Origin of the sequence: Paraburkholderia sp. Tr-20389, from assembly GCF_017104565.1 — a bacterium.
Taxonomy (GTDB): Bacteria; Pseudomonadota; Gammaproteobacteria; order Burkholderiales; family Burkholderiaceae; genus Paraburkholderia.
Window position 1 is genome coordinate 383,294 of the sequence record NZ_JAAGPD010000001.1, and the last position, 21,982, is coordinate 405,275.

Consider the following 21,982-nt stretch of genomic DNA (forward strand, 5'->3'; position numbering starts at 1 on the left):
AACATAACGCAAAAGGGGCAAGTGACAAAAACCCACATCCCTGACAGTTACAGCGGATAGCCTACCCGAACCTCTGCACTGTGCGTCCCGCAGTATCAATAGCACTTTCGCGGCAGATGCCGACCAGGATCGGCGCCCCACGTTAATCGCGAAGTATCGAATCTATGGAAATCACCAACATCAAGAGAATTTCAAGCCGCAAGTCTGCAGCGATCGCAGCCGGCCTCGTCGTGGCCGGTATCGCATTCGCGGCCGTACACGTTGTTCCCGCGGGGCATCGCGGAGTGGTAAAGGTCTTTGGAGATGTCCAGGATGCCCCCCTTTCCGAGGGGCTTCATTTCCTGAATCCGTTCGCTCGGGTGATTGACTTCAATGTCCGATTTCAGAGTGCGACAGCCGAGAAGGCGGAGGGAGGTACCGCAGACCTTCAGGAGGTGTTCGAAGATATCACCGTGAACTATGAATACGATCCCGCCCACGCGCCCTATGTGTATAACAACTTCGGGGACGACTCAGACATCGAAGCGAGATTTATCGTTCCAGCACTCTACGAATCGTTCAAGGCCGTCACGTCCCAATACACTGCTGAACAACTGGTCACGCAGCGCGCGAAGGTGTCACAGGATATCGTTCAAACCTTGCAGGGAAAGTTGACCAAGTATCGGATCATCGTATCCGATATCAACGTTCAAAACTTCCACTTTGACGAGCAGTTTTCGGCAGCAGTCCGGCAAAAGGTTGTTGCCGGACAAAACCGGCTGACGGCAGAGCAGAACCTGGAGACGGCAAAGGTGACGGCTCAACAAAAGATTGTTGAAGCCGAAGGCCAGGCCAAGGCGATCGCAATTCAATCACAAGCGATCCAGCAGCAAGGGGGGACTGAGTACGTTGCCCTCGAAGCCGTCAAGAAATGGGATGGGCACCTTCCCCAACAGTGGTCGGGCGCAGCAGTTCCCTTCATCAATTTTCCGGCCCAAAGGTAATTTTTCGCTTCCGCGAAAAGACGTGCGTGTCCCGCCGCACTCGGGCACGCGGCAGACACACTGGCAGCCAGACCCGATTACCCGACGCCTGATGTTGAACAGGGAGTGGTCACGCAATGCATGAGCACAAAGATCAATGGATTTCCGCAGCCGGAAAGTCGCGAGCGGTGCCAGGAAAACGGAAAATCCCCTGATCAAGCAAAAGCGAACACGGGACGAAACACCCAGGAACAGGAACAAGGGTGATACTGACGCGTAGTGGTAACCCGAATTAACGCTGCCCCCCGCACTGGATCTTATATGTCGCGAACTGACCCACCCTCCGATTGGATACAGCACGCCACATCTGTCGCAGGCGTAGAACGCATCGAAGCATGCTTTCACGGCAACGCGTATGAGATGCATCGTCACGACACGTATGCGATCGGCCGTACTTTAGCGGGGGTTCACTGCTTTCACTACAGGAATGCCCGTCGCGACAGTTTGCCCGGCAACACCATAGTCATTCACCCCGACGAACTTCACGACGGACATGCCGGTACGGACGAGGGCTTTCGCTATCGCATGGTTTATATCGAGCCGTCATTGATTCAGGACATCCTTGGCGGATACTCGCTGCCTTTTCTCGAAGGCGGTGTAACCACGGACCCGCGGCTAGCCGCCGCTAGCGAGAGTTTGCTTCAGCTGGTCGATCACACGCTTGAGCCCTTGGAGCAAAGCGACGGCCTGGCCGAACTCGCTGATGCTCTCGCTCTATCTGTTGCCGCTCCCGTGCGTTTAGATGGAGGCGACTACACCGCGGCCCGGCGCGCACTCGAATATCTGAGAGAAAACAGCATACGTATCGTTGCCGTTGACGAACTCGAAGCTATCACAGGCCGCGATCGCTGGAGTTTGTCGCGCGATTTCCGCTTGTACTATGGCACGAGCCCGCACCGCTATCAAATCATGCGGCGGCTGGATATGGTGCGCCGTTTCCTGCGTGCGGAGTTGCCACTCGCCCATGCGGCAGTCGCCGCAGGTTTCGTCGACCAGAGCCACATGACGCATCATTTCCGTAGGACCTTCGGACTCACACCAGGGCGCTGGCGCCAGATCGCACGTGGTTCCGCCAGTCGCTGAGCGGTCTCCAGGTCTGGCACCAGACACAGGCCCGCCTGGGAGGGCCGCGAATGTATGGTCAGAATGGCTAGCGTTTTGCAATTTCACGCTGCCGTATACAAGGCCCGACTCCGAGACCACCGCATGTTTCGCCTTTAGCACGAGGCCCGTCTTTCCCGCATACTCGAACACGTGAGTAACACGGGACAGACTGAGTGGTGCGTAAAGCAACCGCTGGCATTGCGAGCGCTCCAGGGCGGAATCAATGCCGTAAAGTACTGATCCCGCCCTCTTCACCAGGCGCTCAGTTGTCTATTTTCTTCGAACTGAGATGCCTGCCGTGCTCCGTTTGCCGTGAGGAATGCACGGCGAATTTGCCGACTAGTGTTGCACAGAAGACGCAGCAGACAATTGCAGCGTCGGCGAGTCACTGTTGGTCGGCGTGAACCCCGTGCCGGGCGCATCGGGCTGATACACAGCCATCGCGGCGACAAGCTTCTGCGCCCCCGAATCCTGCAACACGTACCAGTTGGCTTTTCCCGATGCGTCGATATACTCGAGAGACGTACCCGAAGCGACGTTGTTGAGCGACGCCACGTTGCCATTACCCAGTTGCACGGTCGCGACGCCGCTGTTCAGCGTCACCGAAGTGGGGTCGATAGCGCCAGTCAGCACGATACCGTTGAGGCTCTCCGTCACCGATACGGTACTGGTCTGCACACTCTCGACCTGATAAGCGAACGCCGGTGCGTCGACGCTAATCGCGTTGTTGGAGCCAGTGACGGTGAGAGTTCCATTTCCGGTTAGCATATGAACCTGATTGTTGCTGCCGTTAACCGATGAACTGGATGCCGGAGAACTATTGTCACTGTTCGTAATCCAGATAGCATCATTGCTTCCGTTTACGACATTGCTCATCCAGGTATAGATTGAATCACCACCTTGTTTGGCATTGATCGTTGTGCCCACTCCATACACAGAGACCACGCTGTTGGCGCCGACGGTGATGGAATCACTGGTGCCGTAGTCCCAAACAGAGCTATTGGAACCGAGCACCACGGAATTGCCAGTGGATGTGTAATTGTTGATCGTCACCTGCGCGTGGCTGACATTAGATCCCATGACAGTGTTGTTGCTGCCGACCATCGTGGCGCCCAGCGCACCGCTCTCGAGAACGAGCATGTCGGAGGAGCCCGTCAGGTTCAGTGACGCGCCGCTCTGAATGTCGAATGTTGAGTTGTCGTACTTCGCGCTGACGTTAGGCTGCGATATGTTATAGATGGGATTACTCATGATGTACTCCTAAGTACATAACGGACTAAAAAACCACACCGAACCTCCGGCGTGGGTGAAACGGGACCGTGTCGTATAGTCGCGGCCCCAAAATAAACTTTTTTCTCGAATACCGACGCGTGTACTGCCTTGTCAAACCGCGTGGCGGCTCCCCGTAACCGTCAAGGTGAAACGTCCAATCGCCCCAGCGTGCCGAGCTTCGCCGCCATGTCCACCCGCGCGTTATCCCAGTCCGCGAGCGCCTGAATCCTGCGTTGCCTCGCATTCGCCAGCGCCGCCTGGGTGTTCAACAGTTCAAGGATGTTTCCCACTCCCGCGTCGTACCGGTGCTTCGCCGCGTCCCACGAGCGCTGCGCGATGTCGAGCAGGTTCGCGCTGTTCTGCGCGTTCCTCGTCGCACCCGTGAGCGACTGGTAGCTGCTCCAGACGTCCAGCGCCACCTGCCGCTGCGCGTCCTCGACGGCATCCTCCTGCCGCTCGGCCTGTGCCTTCGCCTGATCGATCTGGTACTTGCGCCCGAACCCCTCAAAGAGCGGAATGCTCACCTGCACACCGATATACGCGTCATGCCCCGTCGACGAATACGTCGCGAGCCCCAGCCCCAAGCTCTGCGGCTGGTTGTTGCGGCTGTACTTCGCCACCAGGCTGATGCTGGGCAACCCCTGCGCGCGCGTCTGCGAGACCTTCGCCAGCGCCGCGTCGTACTGCGCCTGTGCCGCGCGCACCGACGGATGCGCCGCCTGCACGGCGCGGATCATTTCCGCCACCGTTTCGTTGAAGTTGTGATCGACGCGTGCTTCATCCGTCACCGCCGGCACCTCCAGCGGCACATCAGGTGTCAGGTTCATGTCAGCCGCGAGCGTGCCCAGCGCCGTCTGCGCGTCGCTTTCGGCCTTCGTCAGGCTGAACACCGCCTGCTCGTGCTGCGTCTGCGCCTGCAACGCATCGGTGACCGGTGCCACGCCTTTATCGGCGCGTGCCTGCGCGGCCGCCATGCTCTGCCGTGTCATCGCCTCCACGTCCTGCGCGGCATTCAGTTCGCCGATCGCCGTTTGCGTCGCGTAGTAGTCTTTAGCCGCCTGCGCAAAAAAACTTTGCAACGTTGCATCCTGGGTAGCGCGCGCCGCTTCGAGCAGCGCGTTTGCGTTCCTCAGCACCGCCTCGCGCCCGCCGAAGTCGTACAGCAGCCAGTTCAGGCTCACGCCTGCCGTGCGCGTGAACGCGTTGATGTCCTCGCTGAGCGCCGGATGGTTCTCGATGTCGATCACAGAACTCTCCCGCACGCCCTGCCAGTTTGCAGAAATCGTCGGCAGATACGCGGCACGCGCCGCGCCCACGCCGGCCGCCTGCGCCTTCACCACCGCCCACGCCGCGCGCGTCCTCGGGTTGTTGCACAGCGTGCGTTCGACGGCTTCGGCCAGGCGCAGCGGACGCGACGGCGCCCCGCTGAAGGCGCACACCGGCACGATAGCGCCGCCTGCCGTGGCGGAAATGTCCCGTTCCACGCGCAGTGGATCGAACGCGTGCGCGCCCGTGCTGGTCGCGGCCAGCATCAGGAACGTCATGAATCGGCGGCCAGCGGGTTTGCGGCTAATGGGTTTGCGGTTAGCGTTCACGCATCCCCTCCGTGGCCGTGCGCATCAGCGGATCGAGGAAGTAGCCGATCACGCTGCGTGTGCCCGTGCGGATATCGGCCGTCACGGCCATGCCCGGCGTGAGCATGATCCAGCGGTTGTCGATATGGATGCGGTTCGTCGCGAGCCGGATGCGCACCGGAAACGTCAGCCCCAGCTTTTTGTCCTGCGTGGCGTCGTTGGAGACTTCGGTGATCGTGCCGTCCAGATAGCCGTAGCGCGTATACGGAAACGCCTCGATCTTCACCGCCGCGCGCTGTCCGACCTGCACGAAGCCGATGTCGCGGTTCTGCAGCCTCGCCTCGACCTCCAGCGCATCGTTGGGGACGATCTCCATGAGTGCCTGCGCCGTCGTCACCACGCCGCCGAGCGTGTGCACCGAAAGCTGCTGCACCGTACCCGAAACCGGCGCCGTGAGGCTCATGAGCGCCTGGCGCGTCTGCGCCTTGGTTTCGTCGTCGCGGTTCTGCGTGGCCTGCTGCGTGGCCTTCTCGAGTTCGTCGAGCTGGTCGCGACGGAACTTCGACGCCGTGGCATCGATCTGCGCGCGCTGTTGGGCGATGCCCGCTGCCAGTTCGTTCGCGTGCGCGCGCTGCGCGGCGAGTTCGTGCTCCCTGTCGATCGCGGACTGCTCCTTGTCGAGGTAGTCGTTACGCGCCACGTATTTATCGTTCACCAGCGCGCGATACGCATCGGCCTGCTGGCGCGCGAGCGGCGCCGTCTGCGCGAGCTTCGCGATCTGCGCGCGCGTGCTCTCCAGTTCCGCCTGACGCTTCGCCAGTTCCGCCTTTTCGCCGTCGTAGTGATCGCGGTATTCGAACCACGCGCCTTCGGCCTGGCGCTGCGCGTCCCGCATGCGCGAGTCGGGCGCGTCGTCGACCTTCGCCACGAGCGGCGCCCGGTTCGCCTGCTGCGAGGCCAGCAGCGCATTGGCGCGCGCCGCCGCAAGCTCGGCATCGAGCCGTGACATGTGCGCCTTGTCGGCATCGGCGGCGGCCTGTGTTGTGTCGAGCTTCATGAGCAGGTCGCCGGATTTCACGTGTTGTCCGTCCTTCACGCCGATCTCGCGCACCACGCCCGTGATGGCCGGCTGGATCGTCTTGACCCGAGCATTCGGAATGAACTTGCCGCTCGCTGTCACGACGATATCCAGCCGCCCCAGCAGGCCGATCAGCAACGCGAGAACCGTGAGCAGTGCGAGAATACGCATCGTCCAGCGCGGCGCGGGATGCACGGGCGTCTCGACCAGTTCGAGTTCGGCGGGCAGGAACGCGAGCTGGTCAGCGTCGCGCGCCGGGCGTTCGAGCTGCGAGCGGATCTGCCAGACCTCGCGCCACACGGCCGCATAGCGGCGCACGAGCCCGGCGAACGCCTGTAGTTTCATCGATGGCATGGTTCAGGCATCCTGAAGGGAGACGAGATGCGCGTAGTAGCCGCCGCGCCGCAGCAGCGTGTCGTGATCGCCTTCCTCGACGATCTTCCCGTGATCCATCGCGAGGATGCGGTTCGCGTGACGCACGGCCGTGAGCCGGTGCGCGATGATGATGACGGTGCGCCCCGCGCAGATCGCCTTCATGTTCTCGCGGATGATGCGCTCGGTCTCGAAGTCGAGCGCGCTCGTCGCCTCGTCGAAGATGAGGATGCGCGGATTCGTCAGCAGCGCGCGTGCGATGGCAAGCCGCTGGCGCTGGCCGCCCGACAGGTTGCCGCCCTGCTCGCCCACCACCGTGTCGTAACCCTCGGGCAGCTCGCAGATGAAACTGTGCGCGCCCGCGAGCTTCGCGGCGTGGGTCACCGCTTCGAGCGGCACACCCGGGTCGCTCAACGCGATGTTCTCGCGCACGCTGCGGTTGAAGAGGAGGTTCTCCTGCAGCACGACGCCGACCTGGCGGCGCAGCCACGCGGGATCGGCGAGCGCAAGATCCTGGCCGTCGATGCGCACCGTGCCGCCCTCGGGAATGTAAAGCCGTTGCAGCAGCTTCGTGAGCGTGCTCTTGCCCGAGCCCGAGCGCCCGACGATGCCGATCACCTGACCCGCGCGGACATTGCACGACACGCCGTCGATGACGAGCGGGCCGTCAGGACGGTAGCGGAAGCGGATGTTCTCGAACGAAACGTCGCCGCGAATGGGCGGGAGCGCCTGACGCGTCTGCGCAATCTCGGTGCGCGCGTTGAGGATGTCGCCCAGCCGCAGCATCGAGATGCCCACCTGCTGGAAGTCCTGCCACAATTGCGCGAGCCGCAGTACGGGCGCGCTCACGCGCTGCGACATCATGTTGAACGCGACGAGTTCGCCCACGCTCAGACGACCGTCGATCACGAGCCGCGCACCGACGAAGAGCGTGCCCAGCGTGACGAGCTTGCCCACGAGCTGGATCAGTTGCTGCCCGACGTTGCCGAGCTGGTTCACGCGGAAACCCGCGCTCACGTAGGCTGCGAGCTGCGATTCCCAACGACGGATGAACTGCGGCTCGACGGCCATGGCCTTGACGGTCTCGACCCCTGAGACGGCTTCAACGAGAAACGACTGGTTGTCCGCGCCGCGCGCGAACTTCTCGTTCAGGCGTACACGGAACGCCGGCACGAGCAGCGCGGAGACGATGCCGTACACCGGCAACGAGGCCACGACGAGCAGCGTGAGCCAGCCGCTGTAAAGACACATCACGCCGATGAACACGAACGAGAACGCGATGTCGATGATCGCAGTGAGCGCCTGGCCGGTGAGGAAGTTACGGATGTTCTCCAGTTCGCGCACGCGCGCAACGGTATCGCCCACACGCCGCGCGCCGAAGTAACCCAGCGGCAGCGCGACGAGATGCCGGAACAGGCGAGCCCCCAGCTCGACGTCGATCCGGTTCGTGGTGTGCGAGAACACGTAATTGCGAAGGCCCGTAAGCAGTACCTCGAATACCGAAGCAATGAGCAACGTCGTGCAGACGACGTTCAGTGTGGAGTACGTGCGATTGACTAGCACCTTGTCCATCACGACCTGGAACATCAGCGGCGAGACGAGGCCGAAGAGTTGAAGCACCAGCGACACACCGAGCACTTCGAGCAACAGCTTCCGGTAACGCACGATCGCGGGGATGAACCATGAGAAGTCGAAGCGCGCGAGTTCTCCGGCAAGCGACGCGCGCGAGGCGAACAAAATGATTTCGCCGGTGCTGCGCGCAAGAATCTCTTCCACTGGTCGCACGGTCGGCGCAGCCGCCCCCCGCTCAAGAAGCAGCGCGGTCTTGCCGTCACTTTTTGCGAGGATGAAGTGCTGGCCGTCGCGATCGAGCACGAGCGCGGGCAGTGGCGCAGTCGGCAACGCGTGTGCGCGCAGCGTAACAATGCGGGCCTTCAGGCCGATGCTTTTCGCCGCGAGAACGAGATCTTTGCCGCTGAATTGCGTCGTGGCGAGGGCGGCAGCGTGCTTCAGTTGTGCCGCGTCGGCGGCGATGTTGTGAAAACGTGCGATGGTGACGAGGGACCAAAGTCCCGGGTCATTCTTCTCTCCGATGGCAGAGTCAATGGAGGGATTCATTATTTCTTTGTGTTGACGTTTTGATCCGTGGCGGGTGACTTTTCAGTCACTCAATCTTCTTAAGCCTGCACTGACATTCGATTAGTCATACTAACAGGTACATTCACCTAAACACATTACTTAATATTGGGATTTGCCAACCACAGAATTAGATGGATTTAGAATTTGCGACACGTCAAAACACAATTACATCTACACACGAACGTACAAGACATATCGATGACTTTCTAGTACCGGATCTCTCGGAACACACTCTTCTCAAAACGTAATAGCATTTGTATGACAGTGAATTATCACAAGCGCAGTGCGCTGAGTGACGAGTGCGAAAATTAAAATTAAATACGAAGGGTCATTCGAAGCCAATCCTGATAACTTATGGATATCTACATAACGAATCTGGCGTCGAGCGCGTCGAGCGCTTTGGGTCGAGACATCGCGTCGCTTGCCACAGGTCGCGCAGCCAGTGGAAGAGTAGTGCCTTCGAGCATTTGAAGAAGGTCGCACCAGGCGTCTCGTGACTCAGGCGAACCATTGCGTGGCGACCTGATCGGAAGCACGGTTGGAGACGCTGGTAGACTTCTTCACAATACGTTTTCTTTCAATCCTAAGGTTTCTATGCGTCAGTGCTTACTTGCCATCTCGCTTATCGCATCCGCTATGATTTGCCCGCTTGGGGGATGCGTTTCATCAGCGTCTGACACACCGACCGATGTCGTCGGAGCGGATCGCGATGCACATGGCTGTATCGGCTCTGCCGGTTATTCGTGGTGTGAGCACACGCAGCGTTGCGAACGCCCTTGGGAACTCGCGAAAGCGAAAGGCTTCACGCCTTCTGAAGAACACCTCGCGCACTACTGCTCAACCGGATCGGTCGAGTAGCACATGTGTTGATATCGAGTGCGGTCGGCTAAAGCGCACCCTGTCGTCGCCAGAACAGTTCGTCCAGGCATTGCACGTTCGCGATCCAATGGAACTCGCATGCTTACAAGCTGGGTCGAAGGCAGACCGTCGATTGATTTCATCGACCGGAGCACGCCGGTTGCCGCGGATGCTGCCACGGAAGTGACCGGATCTCACGGAGGTTTGCAGGAACCTGCCCGGGTCGGCTCACGATCTGCGCAACCAGATGGAAGGCACGTTGCTGAAGAGTCGACATCCATGATGATCGTCTCTCGGATGATTATCGTTAATAGTTGTCAAGAACGGGGCGCATCGCCTCGCCTACGTGCACAATATATGTCGCCATGTGAGCATTGAACCTGCCGATTTTGTGGAGTCGACGATAGACCTGCGGTCGGATGAGCGAAGTAAAGTCATTGCATACTGCTAACACTAACGTTATCCGCCGTCGACGGCGCCTGCTTACCACCGGCATCATCATCGCAGTCGCATGGACGGCTGCCGCGGCCTGTCTCTGCGTCAGCGGTTTAACCATGCCTGACGGCCGGGCGGACCTTGCCGTAGTCTTCGGCAACGCGCTGACCATTGATGGCTTGCCCGAGCCTATCCTGCTTTCCCGCCTTGAGGTTGCCATCCAATGTTATCGATCGGGCGCGTGCCCCCGACTCTTTGTCAGCGGCAGTATCGACGGCCCCGGACGTGACGAAGCTGCTGCCATGCGCCACTATCTTCTGACGCATGGCGTGCCCGACAGTTGCATCACCGTCGATCGCGCGGGCGACAATACCCTTGCCACGGCGCGTAACGCCCTCGCTTATATGCGAGCGCACAACCTGTCGCGGGTACTGCTGGTCACGCAGTACTATCATCTGGCGCGCGCCCGGTACGCCTTCGAACGCGCAGGAGCACCAACGGTGTATGGCGACTGGCCGCACGCTTTCCGCCTGACCGATCTCTATGCGAGCTGGCGCGAGGTCCCTGCTTTTGCGATCTATCGCATTCGTCTTGGACTGAATCCGGATGCCCGCCCTGTTTCCGTGCGCCCCATGTTGTTTCTGTTCAGGCTGGTTGTCCCGCAAACGTGAAGTATCCCAAGCATGCACATGACGTGGATCAGGTAGTACTGGTCGGCTTCGGCAATATCGGGCAGGCCGTGGTTCCCTTGTTACGCAGGCACTTTCCCGGGTGTCGCATCGTTGCCATCGATCAGTTCGCGGACGAGGTGCGGCAAGCGCGTTCTCGCGAACTGGGGGTCGATCTCATCCATTGTCGGATCAACAAGGCAAACTACCAAACCGCCCTCTCACCCTATCTCCAGCCCGGCGTCTTCCTGCTCAATCTTGCGCCGGCCGTGAGCAGCAGCGAGCTGCTTCTGTTCGCCCAGTCCGTCGGCGCGTTCTATCTCGATACGGGAATTGAACCCTGGGCCTATACGCTCACCGGCGACAGCATCGCGGCAACCTCCAATCACGCGCTTCGCGAGCAAATCCTCGAGCTCGCCCTGCAACGGACATGGAAAATAACGGCGCTCGTCGCTCATGGGGCCAATCCAGGTTTCGTATCGATCCTGGTCAAGCGAGCGCTCCTCGTTCTGGCGCAGGCGCTCGAACCGGGAAAGCACGCGACGCCGCGCACACGCGAACAGTGGGCAGATCTGGCTGATGCCCTCGACGTCCGCGTGATCCAGATATCGGAATGCGACACCCAGCACGCCCGCGTGCCGCGCAACGAGGGCGAATTCGTCAATACGTGGTCGGTGGAAGGCTTCGTTACCGAATGTCTTCAGCCAGTCGAACTGGGCTGGGGCAGTCACGAACGCCGGATCCCGGCGCAGGCGTGCCAACTGAGCGGCAAGCCGTCAGCCGCCATCCAGCTGGAGCAGCGCGGCCATGAAATCGCCGTGCAGACCTGGACGCCCATGCGCGGCTCGATGACAGCCTGCATCCTGACGCACAACGAATCGCTTTCCATTGCCGACTATTTCACGACGCGCAAGAGCACGCGCCCAACCGTCTATTACGCGTACCGACCATGTGAAGACGCCATCGCCTCACTGGACATGCTCGATTTGCCGCACGCGGAATGCGACTGGCACGAACGGGTGCTCAAGGAAGAACTCGTCGAAGGTATCGACGAACTGGGCGTGTTTGTGATGAGCGGACGCGGCCGTTCCGTCTGGCTCGGCTCCGCACTATCGATTGACCAGGCGCGCGAGCTTGCCGCGCACAACAATGCGACGAGCCTACAGGTCGTGTCGAGCATCATTGCCGGCATGCAATGGATGCTTGACCATCCCGATGAAGGCATCGTCGAGTCCGAACGTCTCGATCACGAAGCCACGTATGAACGCGCAAGGCCATACTGGGAGCCCATTCAGTGCGTCATCACGTCATGGCAACCTGAAGGTTCCGCAGGCGCGTTGACGTTCGACGAATTCCTCCTGCCCGGCCTCACGCTCGCCGGCTCGCACGCGCGCAAAACCGTTCCTCAAAGTTGACGCCTCGCTTCGCACATCCCGATGCAACGCACTTTCCAGATTCCCCGGCGAGGCTGGCCCGCCCGCCTCGAAGCCATCGGCTTCCACTTCCACTCCCTCGACGAGCACGACGTGCCGCAGCACGTGGACGACAACACCTTCGTCTACTGGCGCGAGGACGTCGCGTATCGCTTCACATCGGAAGAGATCGAACGAATCTACGCGGCGGCGCTTGAACTGAACCAGCGGTGCCTCGACGCCGTCGAGTACGTGATCGCGAGGCGCGATTTTGCCCGTCTCGGCATTTCGCCGCAGATGGGCGAGTGGATCGCCCGTTCGTGGGAGCGGGACGATCCCACGCTGTACGGCCGCTTCGATTTCACGCTGGATCCCCAAGGCGTGCCGAAGCTCTACGAATACAACGCCGATACGCCGACGTCGATTATCGAGGCAAGCCTCGCGCAATGGTTCTGGAAGGAAGACGTGCGGCCGGAAGCGGATCAGTTCAACAGCTTGCACGAGGCGCTGATCGCGCGCTGGCGTCTGCTGCGCGCCCATTACACGGATGTCGGGCTCTTGCACTTCGCCTGCCAGTTCGAAAGTCAGGAGGATGTCTGCAACGTCGAGTACCTTATGGACACAGCCGTCCAGGCAGGCTGGTCGGTCAAGCTGATCGACATGAAGGACATCGGCAGTGACGGCCGCGGCCAGTTCATCGATCTGGAAGGCCGCACGATAGAACTGATGTTCAAGCTGTATCCGTGGGAATGGATGGCGGATTCCGCTTACGCGAGTGACCTGCTGCTCGATCGCTGCCGCTGGGTCGAGCCGCCCTGGAAGATGGTTCTCTCCAACAAGGGCATCCTGCCCATTCTTTGGGAATGCTTCCCTGATCATCCCAATCTGCTCGAAGCGTCGTTCGACGCCAATCGTTTCGCGGGCCGGCCACACGCAAGGAAGCCTCTCTTTTCACGCGAAGGCGCGAACGTCACGTTGACGACACCGAACGGCGTAGTTTCCCGTGGCGGCGAATACGGCCGGGAAGGCTACGTGTACCAGGCATACATGCCTTGCCCGCGCTTCGCGACACCCGATGGCGAACGGTTCGTCACCCTTGGTGCATGGATCGTCGACGACGCGCCCGCTGGGCTATGTATGCGCGAACAGTCGGCGTTGATCGCGACGAATACGTCGTGGTGCGTACCGCACTTCTTCACCGTTGATTGATCTTTCACGATTTCACCATGAGCAAAGCACGTAGGAAACGATCCTCGGCCGGTTCCCCTTCGAAGAAGCCGGTTGCCAGTCCGAAACTGATGCTGATCGGCGTAGGCAGCCTCATCGCGGTAAGCACCCTGCTGTATTACGTCAACGAGAGCGCGGATACGGGCGACGATACGGCGGTCGAGGTCAAGCGCGTGCGTTACGATTCGCTGGCCGAGTGTCTCGCAGACTGGAACCAGCCTTCGGATTGCGGCTACGTCTGCGAGGACAACGACGCTGATATTGCTGGCGCCACGTTAGCATCCACGGTCGTGGCTAGCGCCACCGCGGAGGCAGCGAGCGCTGCAGTCGAAGCTGATTCAATCGATACGGGCAAGGCAACGCAACAAGCGAAGGACTGCTCTGCGACCAGCTCACACGAAGCTACCAGCATTGGTTCGTCGGGCAGGCTCTTTCACTCCGGCCATTGGTACGGTCCTTACTACACCCGCACCGGAACCGTTTATCACCCCAACGGCATACAGACCGAAGACGCTCCGCTAACGCAGACGATGCACGGCACCGAAGCTTCTCTCACTGTGCGAGAAAGTGTGCTCCACGCGGGCGGTTCGGCATTCGTGCGTTCGCCTCATGCCGTATCGGTCAGCGAAAGTCACGCGATTTCACGGGGCGGCTTTACGTCGGGACGTGGTGGCGGCGGACACGGTTTCGGTGGCGGACATGGCTCAGGCGGCGGGTGAACCTGCGGCTACTACCCGTAGCCCGCCCCTTGCGCGCACGCCGCGTAGCAGGACTGCCGTTCGAATGCCCTGGCGTCACCCCGGCCAGAACATACCGATCGCCGCCATGCCCATCACGGCCGTCGCCAGCCAACCGACCCAAAGCAGGATGCCTTGCAGTGCGAATGCCCCCATCACTGAGCGGTCGCTCGCCATCAGCATCACGAGAGCCATGATCGGTACGGCAGCGATCCCGTTGACGACCGCACTCCAGTAGAGCGCCTTGATAGGATCGAGGTGTGCGAATGTGAGTACTACACCGCCGAGTAGCGCAACTGCAATGACGGCGTAGAACTGTTTGGCCAGATTGACCTGCAACGCGAGGCTGTTGCGCCATTTCATCGCGCCTGCCGCTGCGTAGGCGGCCGACCCCGCCAGAACCGGTAACGCAAGCAGGCCGGTGCCGACAATCCCGAGACTGAACAAGGCGAACGCCATCTCGCCGGCGATGGGTTTCAATGCACTTGCCGCATCGGCTGTCGTTTTCACCTCGACGTGATGGACATGCAACGTCGCAGCAGCGGACAACATGATGAAAAACGCAACGGCATTCGATATGGCCATGCCGACCCACGTGTCGAAATTGATCCGCTTGAGTTGCGTGCCTGCCTGCAACGGGGCACGCAAAAGAGGTTGCTGCGCCGGCTGAGACCTGATCTCCTCGACCTCCTGCGATGCCTGCCAGAAAAACAGATACGGGCTGATCGTCGTGCCTAGTACAGCAACGACTGTCGTCAGATAATCGGATGAAAACCTGACAGGCGGCTTCACCATGCCGAGCGCCACGGCTTTCCAGTCGATAGGGATGACGAACGCCAAAGCCACGTAGGAAAACAATGCAAGCGTGAGCCATTTCAGGATTCGTGCATAACGCTCATAAGGAACGAAAACCTGCAGCAATAGGGATGCTGTACCCAGAATGACGACGTATAGCTGGACAGGTCCGCCGAGCACGAGTTGGGTGGCGGCGCCCATTGCAGCGAGGTCGGCCGCTATGTTGATCGTGTTCGTAACCAGAAGGACTGCCACGGCAGCATAGAGGACCGGGGCCGGATAGCGACGCCGCAGATTCGTCGCAAGCCCCCGCCCTGTGACGCGCCCCAATCGCGCGCTCACCGACTGGATGGCAACCATCAGCGGATAGGACAGCAACATCGTCCAGAGCAGACCGAAGCCGAATTGCGCGCCCGCCTGCGTATAGGTGGCGATCCCGCTAGGATCGTCGTCCGCGGCGCCTGTTATGAGCCCTGGGCCGAGACGCTTCATCCATGATCGCTCTGCCTCGTCCTCGACGACGAGCTCCGGATCGATCTGTTTGTTCTCGTATGTTTTCATGGTCATCCCCAGCGAATCACCGGCCGCGCATAGGTTGCCGTTTCTGGAAACCAGTACTTTCTATGCCGAATGAGGTGACCGTCACGCGTTTGCGTTCCCGCAACGGACAGCCGGGGGCAGCCCAGGCGATAGCGCGCCGTCCAATCAGCGAGTCGGCGCCCTGCTCCCTTTCCCGCCCCGAAAACCTTAAACCTGCTCGCGGACGATCCGCACCGGAATCGACTTCGCTGCCGGCACCTTGCTCTCCTTTGCATGATGCGAGAGCGGAATCAACGGATTGCATTCCGGGTAATAGCCCGCAGCACAGCCATCGGGCAGGTCGAAACTGACCACCCGGAATCCATCTACCCGGCGTTTGACGCCATCGGGCGAAACGGCCTCGAGCGATACCGTCATCCCTGCCTCGAGTCCTTGACGGGCGATATCCGCCGGGTTCATCAGCACTACCATCCGCGTGCCGCTGATGCCGCGAAAGCGGTCGTCGAGCCGATATATTGTCGTGTTGAACTGGCTGTCGCTGCGCAGCGTGAACAGACGCAGATCGACGGGGCTGCGTTCCGGCATGTCGGGGTCTTCGTGCAACGTCTCGGGCAGGCCAAACTCCGCTTTGCCGCTCTTCGTTTTCCATTTCCGTTCGCGCGCGGCGAGCGGCCGATGAAAACCGCCCGGCGTCCACAGGCGCGCATTGAAGTCGTGAAAGATGTCCGGATAGGTTTCGGCGATCGCGTCGCGGACCATCGCGTAGTCGTTGCTCCACGCTTCCCAGTCGACGGAGGAGTGGTCGAGCGTCGCCATCGCAATGCCCGCGACGATGGCCGGCTCTGACAGAAGCCGGTCGCTGGCGGGCAACGCGACGCCACGCGAGCCGTGCATGCAGCCCGTGCTGTCCTCCATCGCGACCGCCTGCGGCTTGCCTTCACGCAGGTCGATCTCGATGCGGCTCAGGCACGGCAGCAAATACGACACCTCGCCATGCACGAGATGACTGCGATTGAGCTTGGTCGCCACGTTCACGGTCAGACGCAGCTTGCGCCACGCGGGTTCGATCGCGTAGCGGTCCGGCACCGACCTGACGAGGTTGCCGCCCAACTGCATGACGGCGCGCACACGCCCGTCGATGACGCCCTTGCAGGCGTCGACCGTCGACATGCCCTCTTCGCGCGGCGGTTCGAAACGATATTGCTCCGCCAGCTTGTCCAGTGGCGCCAGCCTGGGCTTTTCCGTGATGCCGACGGTGCGCTGGCCTTGCACGTTCGAATGCCCGCGAATCGGCGACGGTCCCGCGCCGGGCTTGCCGATATTGCCGCGCAGGAGCAGCAGATTGACGATCATGCGCACGTTCTGCACGCCCAGACGATGCTGCGTGAGGCCCATGCCGTAATGGGCGATCACGGCGTTGGCGCGCATATAGGCGTCGGCCGCTTCGATCAGCGCCGTGCGCGGCAGGCCGCTGACGCGCTCGATCGCTTCCCAGCCGGTGGCGCGCACATACGCGGTGAAGGCGTCGAAGCCTGTCGTGTGTGCTTCGATGAACGTCACGTCGACGATACGCGGGCGTCCTTCCGACTTCGCGAGATCGTCCGCTTCGATCACGGCCTTGCAGATACCGACCAGCGCGGCCGAATCCCCGCCCGCCTTCACCTGGTGATATTGGGTGCTGATCTGCGTCGCGCCCGGTTTGATCATCTGCATCGGCGACTGCGGATTGACGAAACTGACGAGCCCCGGCTCGCGGATCGGATTGAAGGTGATGATGGGCACGCCGCGTTCGCGTGCCGCCTGCAGATCGTGCAGCATGCGCGGACTGTTGGTGCCGACGTTGTGGCCGAAGAAGAACATCAGGTCGGTATGCGCGAAATCGTCGAGCGTGATGGTGCCGACACCGACGCCGATCGCTTCCGTCAGTCCGACACTCGTGCTCTCGTGACACATGTTCGAACTGTCGGGCAGATTGTTGGTGCCGTACATGCGCGCGAACAGCTGATACATGTACGAGGTTTCGAGCGATGCGCGCCCCGACGTATAGAACACGGCGGCATCGGGATCGAGCGCGCGCAGTTCGCGGCCGATCTCGCCGAACGCGTGCTCCCAGGTGGTTTCGACATAGCGGTCAGTGGAGGGGTCCCAGCGCATCGGCGCGCACAGGCGCCCCGCTTCCTCGAGATCGTGATCGTGCCATGCTTCGAGTTCCGTCACCGTGTGCGCAGCGAAGAACTCGGGATCGACGCGGCGCGAAGTCAGATCCCATGCGGTCGCCTTTGCACCGCTCTCGCAGAACTCGAACGGATGCGAATGCGCGGGCTTGGCCCACGAACAGCTGACGCACATGAAGCCATCAGTCTTGTTCTGGTGAACCAGCACCCGGCTCGTCGTGACGGGCGCGCCTTCATGCATCACTGCGCCCGCCACGGCCTTGACCGAGCCCCATCCTCCGCTCGCGTGCCGATACGCGTCTGTTTTCTTGTGCACCGTGCTCATCGTGTGCTCCATGAGTATTCTGGATGCGATGCAAGCATCCGCTGTGCCGCTTGCTTCTGGCTGGAATATCGCCGGCCTGCGCCCCGTCGTGCGGCCTGCCAGTCTTGATGGCTGCGCGGGCCCGACATATGCTCAGCACATGCACATCGAGCGATCGCGGTTCCTTGTGACCGGTGACCATCGCGCATCCGATCGAGCGTGTGGAGCATGACCGCACACCTGCGGCATCGCTGAAATGGAGCAAAGCGGCCTACCCATCCGCCGGAGAGGGAGCGCACATGTACGATCCTGCTCATTTCCTTCCATCGTTCGTCTGGCGCGCGGATCGGGCGGGCGTGGTGCGCTACGTCAACCCGTGGGCATCGAGCTACCTCGGCATCCCCGCGCCGCAGATACCTGGCCGCAGCTGGCACGAATTTGTTCATCCCGACGACATCGAACTGGTGCTCGACTCGCTACGCCAGATGCACGACGGCAACCTGCTGCGCAACGTCGACGTGCGCCTGCTGCGCGGCGATGGGGTCTTTCACTGGCACACGCTGCATTTGCAGGCGCAACGCGATGACAGCGGCCGCATCGCCGATACCGTCGGCGTGGCAACGGACATTCATCATTGCCGGCACGCGTGGGCCATGTATGAGGCAAGTGAGCGGCGGCTGAAGGCCGCGTGCCAGGGCGGCGGCATGGGCGCATGGGAATGGGACATGAGAAGCCGGCATGTGCGCATGACCGAGCAGCTTGCCGAACTCTATTCGTTTCCACCAGGCACCGACGCAGTCGCGCTATCCGATTTGTGGGACCGGATTGCACCCGCGCAGCGCGAGACCTTTCAACAACGTGTTGCACAGGCACTCAAGCGCGGCGGGCCGTTCGAGCTCGATTTCCTGCTGGACAACGCAGACAATCCGCCGCGTTGGCTGCGCATGCGCGGCCATCCGGAATTCGACCAGAAAGGCGAGCTTTCCTGCGTTCACGGCGTTACGTTCGATATCTCGCGGCAGCGCGCCGCTGAAGACAAACTCATTCTGAGCGAGCGGCGCTATCGCGCGCTGGTTGAATCGACGGGTGCGCTCGTCTGGGCCGCGCATGCAGACGGAGAAATCCGTCCCGCCGATGAGCCGTGGGGCAAGTTCACCGGTGCAGACCCTCAGCGACTCGCGAACTGGGGATGGCTCGACTTTGTGCATCCCGACGATCGCGAGGTGGCACGCGAGGCGTGGCTGGCCGTCCTGCGTAATGGATCGGCGGGCACGATCACGTTTCGTATGCGCCGCTACGACGGCCATTACCGGATGGTTCAGGCCCATGCGGCGCCCCTGTACGACGAACATGGCACGCTGCAAGAGTGGTTTGGTACGACAACCGATGTGACGGCGCAGCATGAAGCACAGGCCGCCATCGAAGCGCGCAGCCTGCGTCTGACCGTCGCCATGCAGGCCGCGGAAATCCATATTGTCGCGGTCGATCTCGCTTCATGGACACTGTCGTTCGAAATGGGCGGCGAGCCACGCGTGGGTGAAACGCTCACGTATGAAGCCGCGCTGTCGCGCGTTCATCCCGACGATCGTCCCGTGCTCGACGGCTATGTGCGGCAGCTCGCGGCGGGCGACGACCCAGGCGCGCATTTCGAGTTTCGCGTGCTGAGCCCGCGTGGCGAACAATGGATGGAAGGCAGCGCCCTGCTTCAGCGAAGCGCCGACGGCAAACCGTTGCGTCTGATTGCGAGCGTCGTGGACATCACCGACCGCAAACGCATGGAGTTGATGCTGCGCGAAACGGACCGTCGCAAGGACGAATTTCTCGCGATGCTGGCGCACGAACTGCGCAATCCGCTCGCGCCGATCCGCACGGCCATTGCGCTGTTCGAGAAGCAGAACGGCAACGATCCACGTTCTGCAAGCCTCATCGAACTGATGCGCAGACAGACCGAGCACATGACGCGTATCGTCGACGATCTGCTCGAAGTGTCGCGTATCACGCAAGGCCGGATCGCGCTTCAGCTTGAGCCGATTCTTGTTGGAACGGCCGTCTATCACGCGGTCGAGGCGATGGCTGCGTCCGTCGAAGCGCGCGGACAGCACATCCAGGTCGACGTGTCCGACGCGACGGCGTGGGTTCGGGGCGACGTGACGCGGATCTCGCAGATCCTCGTGAACATCCTCAACAACGCGAGCAAATACACGCCCGAAGACGGCCGCATCTCGATCAGCGCGAGGGCTGACGAGATGTGGGTCGAGATCGTGACGACCGACACGGGCAGCGGCATTTCCGCCGAGCTTTTGCCGAAAGTATTCGAACTCTTTTCACAGGGAGAGCGCACGCTCGACCGTTCGAACGGCGGCCTCGGCATAGGGCTGTCGCTGGTCAAGAAACTGGTCGAACTGCATGACGGCACGATCACCGTGCAGAGCGAGGGCGAGGGTCACGGCACGACCGTTACGGTATGTCTGCCACGCCTTCATCATCACGAACGCCATTCGGCACTCGTGTTGTCGGAGCCCGCCGCGATTGCCAAGCCGGTTGCACTGAGGCTGCTGATCGTCGACGATAATCGCGACGCCGCGGATTCGCTTGCGATGTTGTGCGAATCGGAAGGCCATTTCGCGCGCACCGCCTATTCCTCCGCAGAAGCGATCGAGGCCGCCGCACAGTTACAACCCGATGCCGCTTTGCTCGATATAGGGTTGCCCGATATCGACGGCTACGACCTGGCGCGCCGGCTCAGAGCAAAGGACGAAACGTCGCCGCTCCTGATCGCGATCACCGGCTATGGACAAGCCGAAGACCGGCTCAGGGCACAATCGGCCGGCTTCGACTATCACTTCGTCAAGCCTGTCAATATCGAGAGCCTGCTCAAGCTGCTCTCCTCATTGACGAAGCCTTGATGCGTGAGCTTCGATATCGATCCATACGGTGTGACGCTGCCGGCGTCAGAGGCCTTTGACGCGTTCCCACCCGTGCCGCACCGCAGCCTTGAACCGTTCCCACCCGCTGTCGGGATAACGGGACTCCCAATCCTCGCGTGCGCTCGCCTCGACCCGTTGCCAGTCCTGCTCGCGGTATCGCTCGTCCTGTCCGAGCGTGGTCCCATGTGTGTAGGCGCGCCGATATTCGTCATATGAGCCGCCCGTATCCGCATAGTGAGTTTCGTAATCTTTGCGGAACTCATCATCGTAGGGATCGTCGTCCAGCGGAGTACCGATGATGGGATCGCCGACAAGACCCGTCATCGGCGACTGTTCAGCGCGTACCGAACTCATGCCACCAGCCGACGGGCGGCCTGTGCCGCCTTTGAGCCGCGCGGACACATCCGACGATGTGCGAGCGAGCCCGACATCGGGTACTTCCGACACCTGTCGCTGCTTCTGTTGGGAGAACGGCAGCGTCTCCGGCTCCGCGGAACGCGTGGTGACCTGCTGCATCCCACTTACCATTGTCGGGTGGGCAGCGGCTGGCGTCTCCTCTTTCCGCGTGGCCGAGACATCGCTTGTGGTCGGGAGCACGCCATGAGCCGGCGATGTATCGCGCGGCGCGGCCGGCTCTTCCGTCGTCGTTCCCGTCGCGGACGCCATGCTCCATCCCGCCATGTCGGCCTCTTCGCTGAGCATAGGTACGTCTTCGGCGTTCACCGCGCCGCCCCGTTCGCTCGTTGACGATCCATGTTGCGCAGCCGGTTCGGCCGCGACCGCGCTGCCGCGATGCGGCAAGTCCTTCGCAATATCTGCATTGTCCGACCCGTTCCGCCACGCGTTCATGCGTTCCTCGATGTCGGCTGCGCCCATGCGGCGCATCACATCGCGAGCCAGATCGACCTGCATTTCGGACACGTCGGCGCTGACGACCGTCCCGCCGCGGCGGATGAATTCCCTGTAGTCCTCCGCTTCCGGCGGGTACTTGCCGCTCTCGAAGAGCCGGGCAAATAGTTGCTCGAGTTGATCGAATACCGGCGCGTGATGGCGCATTCCGCCGCTGCCTGGAGCATAAACACGCGGCCCCTTCTCGACGGCCGCACTGATCGACTTCGAGTAGATGGCGATATCCGCCTGCGCCACACCGGCCTCGCAGAGCGCCCGTTGCGCCGAACACGCTTCTGCATAGCCGTCGTACACGCCTATCACGGTTTGTCTCATGAGTGTCTCCCTGTCATTTCGGAGCGGCCTTTTCGCCACCTCTGTACAAACCGCATACGCAACGCATGTGCCCGCCGGAGACCACTGCGCAACTGGCGACTTCATCCGCGCTGCGAGCCG

The 21,982-nt window shown here is 61.4% G+C and carries 15 protein-coding genes; 8 read left to right on the forward strand and 7 right to left on the reverse strand.

Features of this window, described 5'->3' with window-relative positions:
- Positions 1–164: 164 nt before the first annotated feature.
- Together G3N95_RS01770 and G3N95_RS01775 are read left to right on the forward strand one after the other, a co-directional pair.
- A complete protein-coding gene (locus G3N95_RS01770; protein WP_205968227.1) occupies positions 165–983 on the forward strand; it encodes a prohibitin family protein in 819 nt (272 codons plus the stop codon).
- 300 nt (positions 984–1,283) lie between these two features.
- Positions 1,284–2,105: an AraC family transcriptional regulator gene (locus G3N95_RS01775; RefSeq protein WP_205968228.1), complete on the forward strand. Its 822-nt coding sequence runs from the start codon at positions 1,284–1,286 to the stop codon at positions 2,103–2,105.
- Between the two features lie 360 nt (positions 2,106–2,465).
- Here G3N95_RS01775 and G3N95_RS01780 read toward each other — a convergent pair whose 3' ends face one another.
- The 4 genes from G3N95_RS01780 to G3N95_RS01795 all read right to left on the reverse strand — a co-directional run bounded on the left by G3N95_RS01780 (position 2,466) and on the right by G3N95_RS01795 (position 8,540).
- On the reverse strand, positions 2,466–3,377 hold the full coding sequence (locus tag G3N95_RS01780) for a hypothetical protein (protein ID WP_205968229.1): 912 nt from the start codon (positions 3,375–3,377) through the stop codon (positions 2,466–2,468).
- Positions 3,378–3,538: 161 nt separating this feature from the next.
- Positions 3,539–4,993, reverse strand: a complete 1,455-nt coding sequence (locus G3N95_RS01785; RefSeq protein ID WP_346778341.1) for a TolC family protein — start codon at positions 4,991–4,993, stop codon at positions 3,539–3,541.
- Positions 4,983–6,404, reverse strand: a complete 1,422-nt coding sequence (locus tag G3N95_RS01790; RefSeq protein ID WP_205968230.1) for an HlyD family type I secretion periplasmic adaptor subunit — start codon at positions 6,402–6,404, stop codon at positions 4,983–4,985. The genes G3N95_RS01785 and G3N95_RS01790 overlap by 11 nt, the downstream gene beginning before the upstream one ends.
- 3 nt (positions 6,405–6,407) lie before the next feature.
- A complete protein-coding gene (locus tag G3N95_RS01795) occupies positions 6,408–8,540 on the reverse strand; it encodes a type I secretion system permease/ATPase (RefSeq protein ID WP_205968231.1) in 2,133 nt (710 codons plus the stop codon).
- 657 nt (positions 8,541–9,197) lie between these two features.
- On the opposite strand from G3N95_RS01795, the gene G3N95_RS40470 reads away from it, so the two are divergent.
- The 5 genes from G3N95_RS40470 (at position 9,198) to G3N95_RS01815 (ending at position 13,880) form a co-directional block, all read left to right on the forward strand.
- Positions 9,198–9,419 carry a hypothetical protein gene (locus tag G3N95_RS40470; protein ID WP_241018211.1) on the forward strand — a complete coding sequence of 74 codons (222 nt, stop codon included), beginning with the start codon at positions 9,198–9,200 and terminating at the stop codon, positions 9,417–9,419.
- A 419-nt stretch (positions 9,420–9,838) separates the two neighbouring features.
- A complete protein-coding gene (locus G3N95_RS01800) occupies positions 9,839–10,525 on the forward strand; it encodes a YdcF family protein (RefSeq protein ID WP_205968232.1) in 687 nt (228 codons plus the stop codon).
- 23 nt (positions 10,526–10,548) lie between these two features.
- Positions 10,549–11,937, forward strand: a complete 1,389-nt coding sequence (locus tag G3N95_RS01805; RefSeq protein ID WP_205968233.1) for a saccharopine dehydrogenase C-terminal domain-containing protein — start codon at positions 10,549–10,551, stop codon at positions 11,935–11,937.
- 21 nt (positions 11,938–11,958) lie between these two features.
- Positions 11,959–13,143: a glutathionylspermidine synthase family protein gene (locus G3N95_RS01810; RefSeq protein WP_205968234.1), complete on the forward strand. Its 1,185-nt coding sequence runs from the start codon at positions 11,959–11,961 to the stop codon at positions 13,141–13,143.
- A gap of 17 nt (positions 13,144–13,160) precedes the next feature.
- Positions 13,161–13,880, forward strand: coding sequence for a hypothetical protein (locus G3N95_RS01815; protein WP_205968235.1), 720 nt, complete (start codon positions 13,161–13,163; stop codon positions 13,878–13,880).
- A 75-nt stretch (positions 13,881–13,955) separates the two neighbouring features.
- Here G3N95_RS01815 and G3N95_RS01820 read toward each other — a convergent pair whose 3' ends face one another.
- Both G3N95_RS01820 and G3N95_RS01825 read right to left on the reverse strand, forming a co-directional pair.
- Entirely contained in the window at positions 13,956–15,185 is a 1,230-nt protein-coding gene (locus tag G3N95_RS01820) for an Nramp family divalent metal transporter (protein ID WP_205968236.1), read from the reverse strand.
- Positions 15,186–15,440: 255 nt separating this feature from the next.
- Complete coding sequence (locus tag G3N95_RS01825; RefSeq protein ID WP_241018166.1) at positions 15,441–17,732, reverse strand: FdhF/YdeP family oxidoreductase; 2,292 nt, start codon at positions 17,730–17,732, stop codon at positions 15,441–15,443.
- Between the two features lie 278 nt (positions 17,733–18,010).
- Between G3N95_RS01825 and G3N95_RS01830 the strand changes: the two genes are divergently transcribed.
- Positions 18,011–20,617 (forward strand): PAS domain-containing protein, encoded by a 2,607-nt coding sequence (locus tag G3N95_RS01830; RefSeq protein ID WP_205968238.1) that lies wholly within the window; start codon positions 18,011–18,013, stop codon positions 20,615–20,617.
- 45 nt (positions 20,618–20,662) lie between these two features.
- On the opposite strand, the gene G3N95_RS01835 is transcribed toward G3N95_RS01830, so the two are convergent.
- Entirely contained in the window at positions 20,663–21,862 is a 1,200-nt protein-coding gene (locus tag G3N95_RS01835) for a hypothetical protein (protein ID WP_205968239.1), read from the reverse strand.
- Positions 21,863–21,982 lie beyond the last annotated feature (120 nt).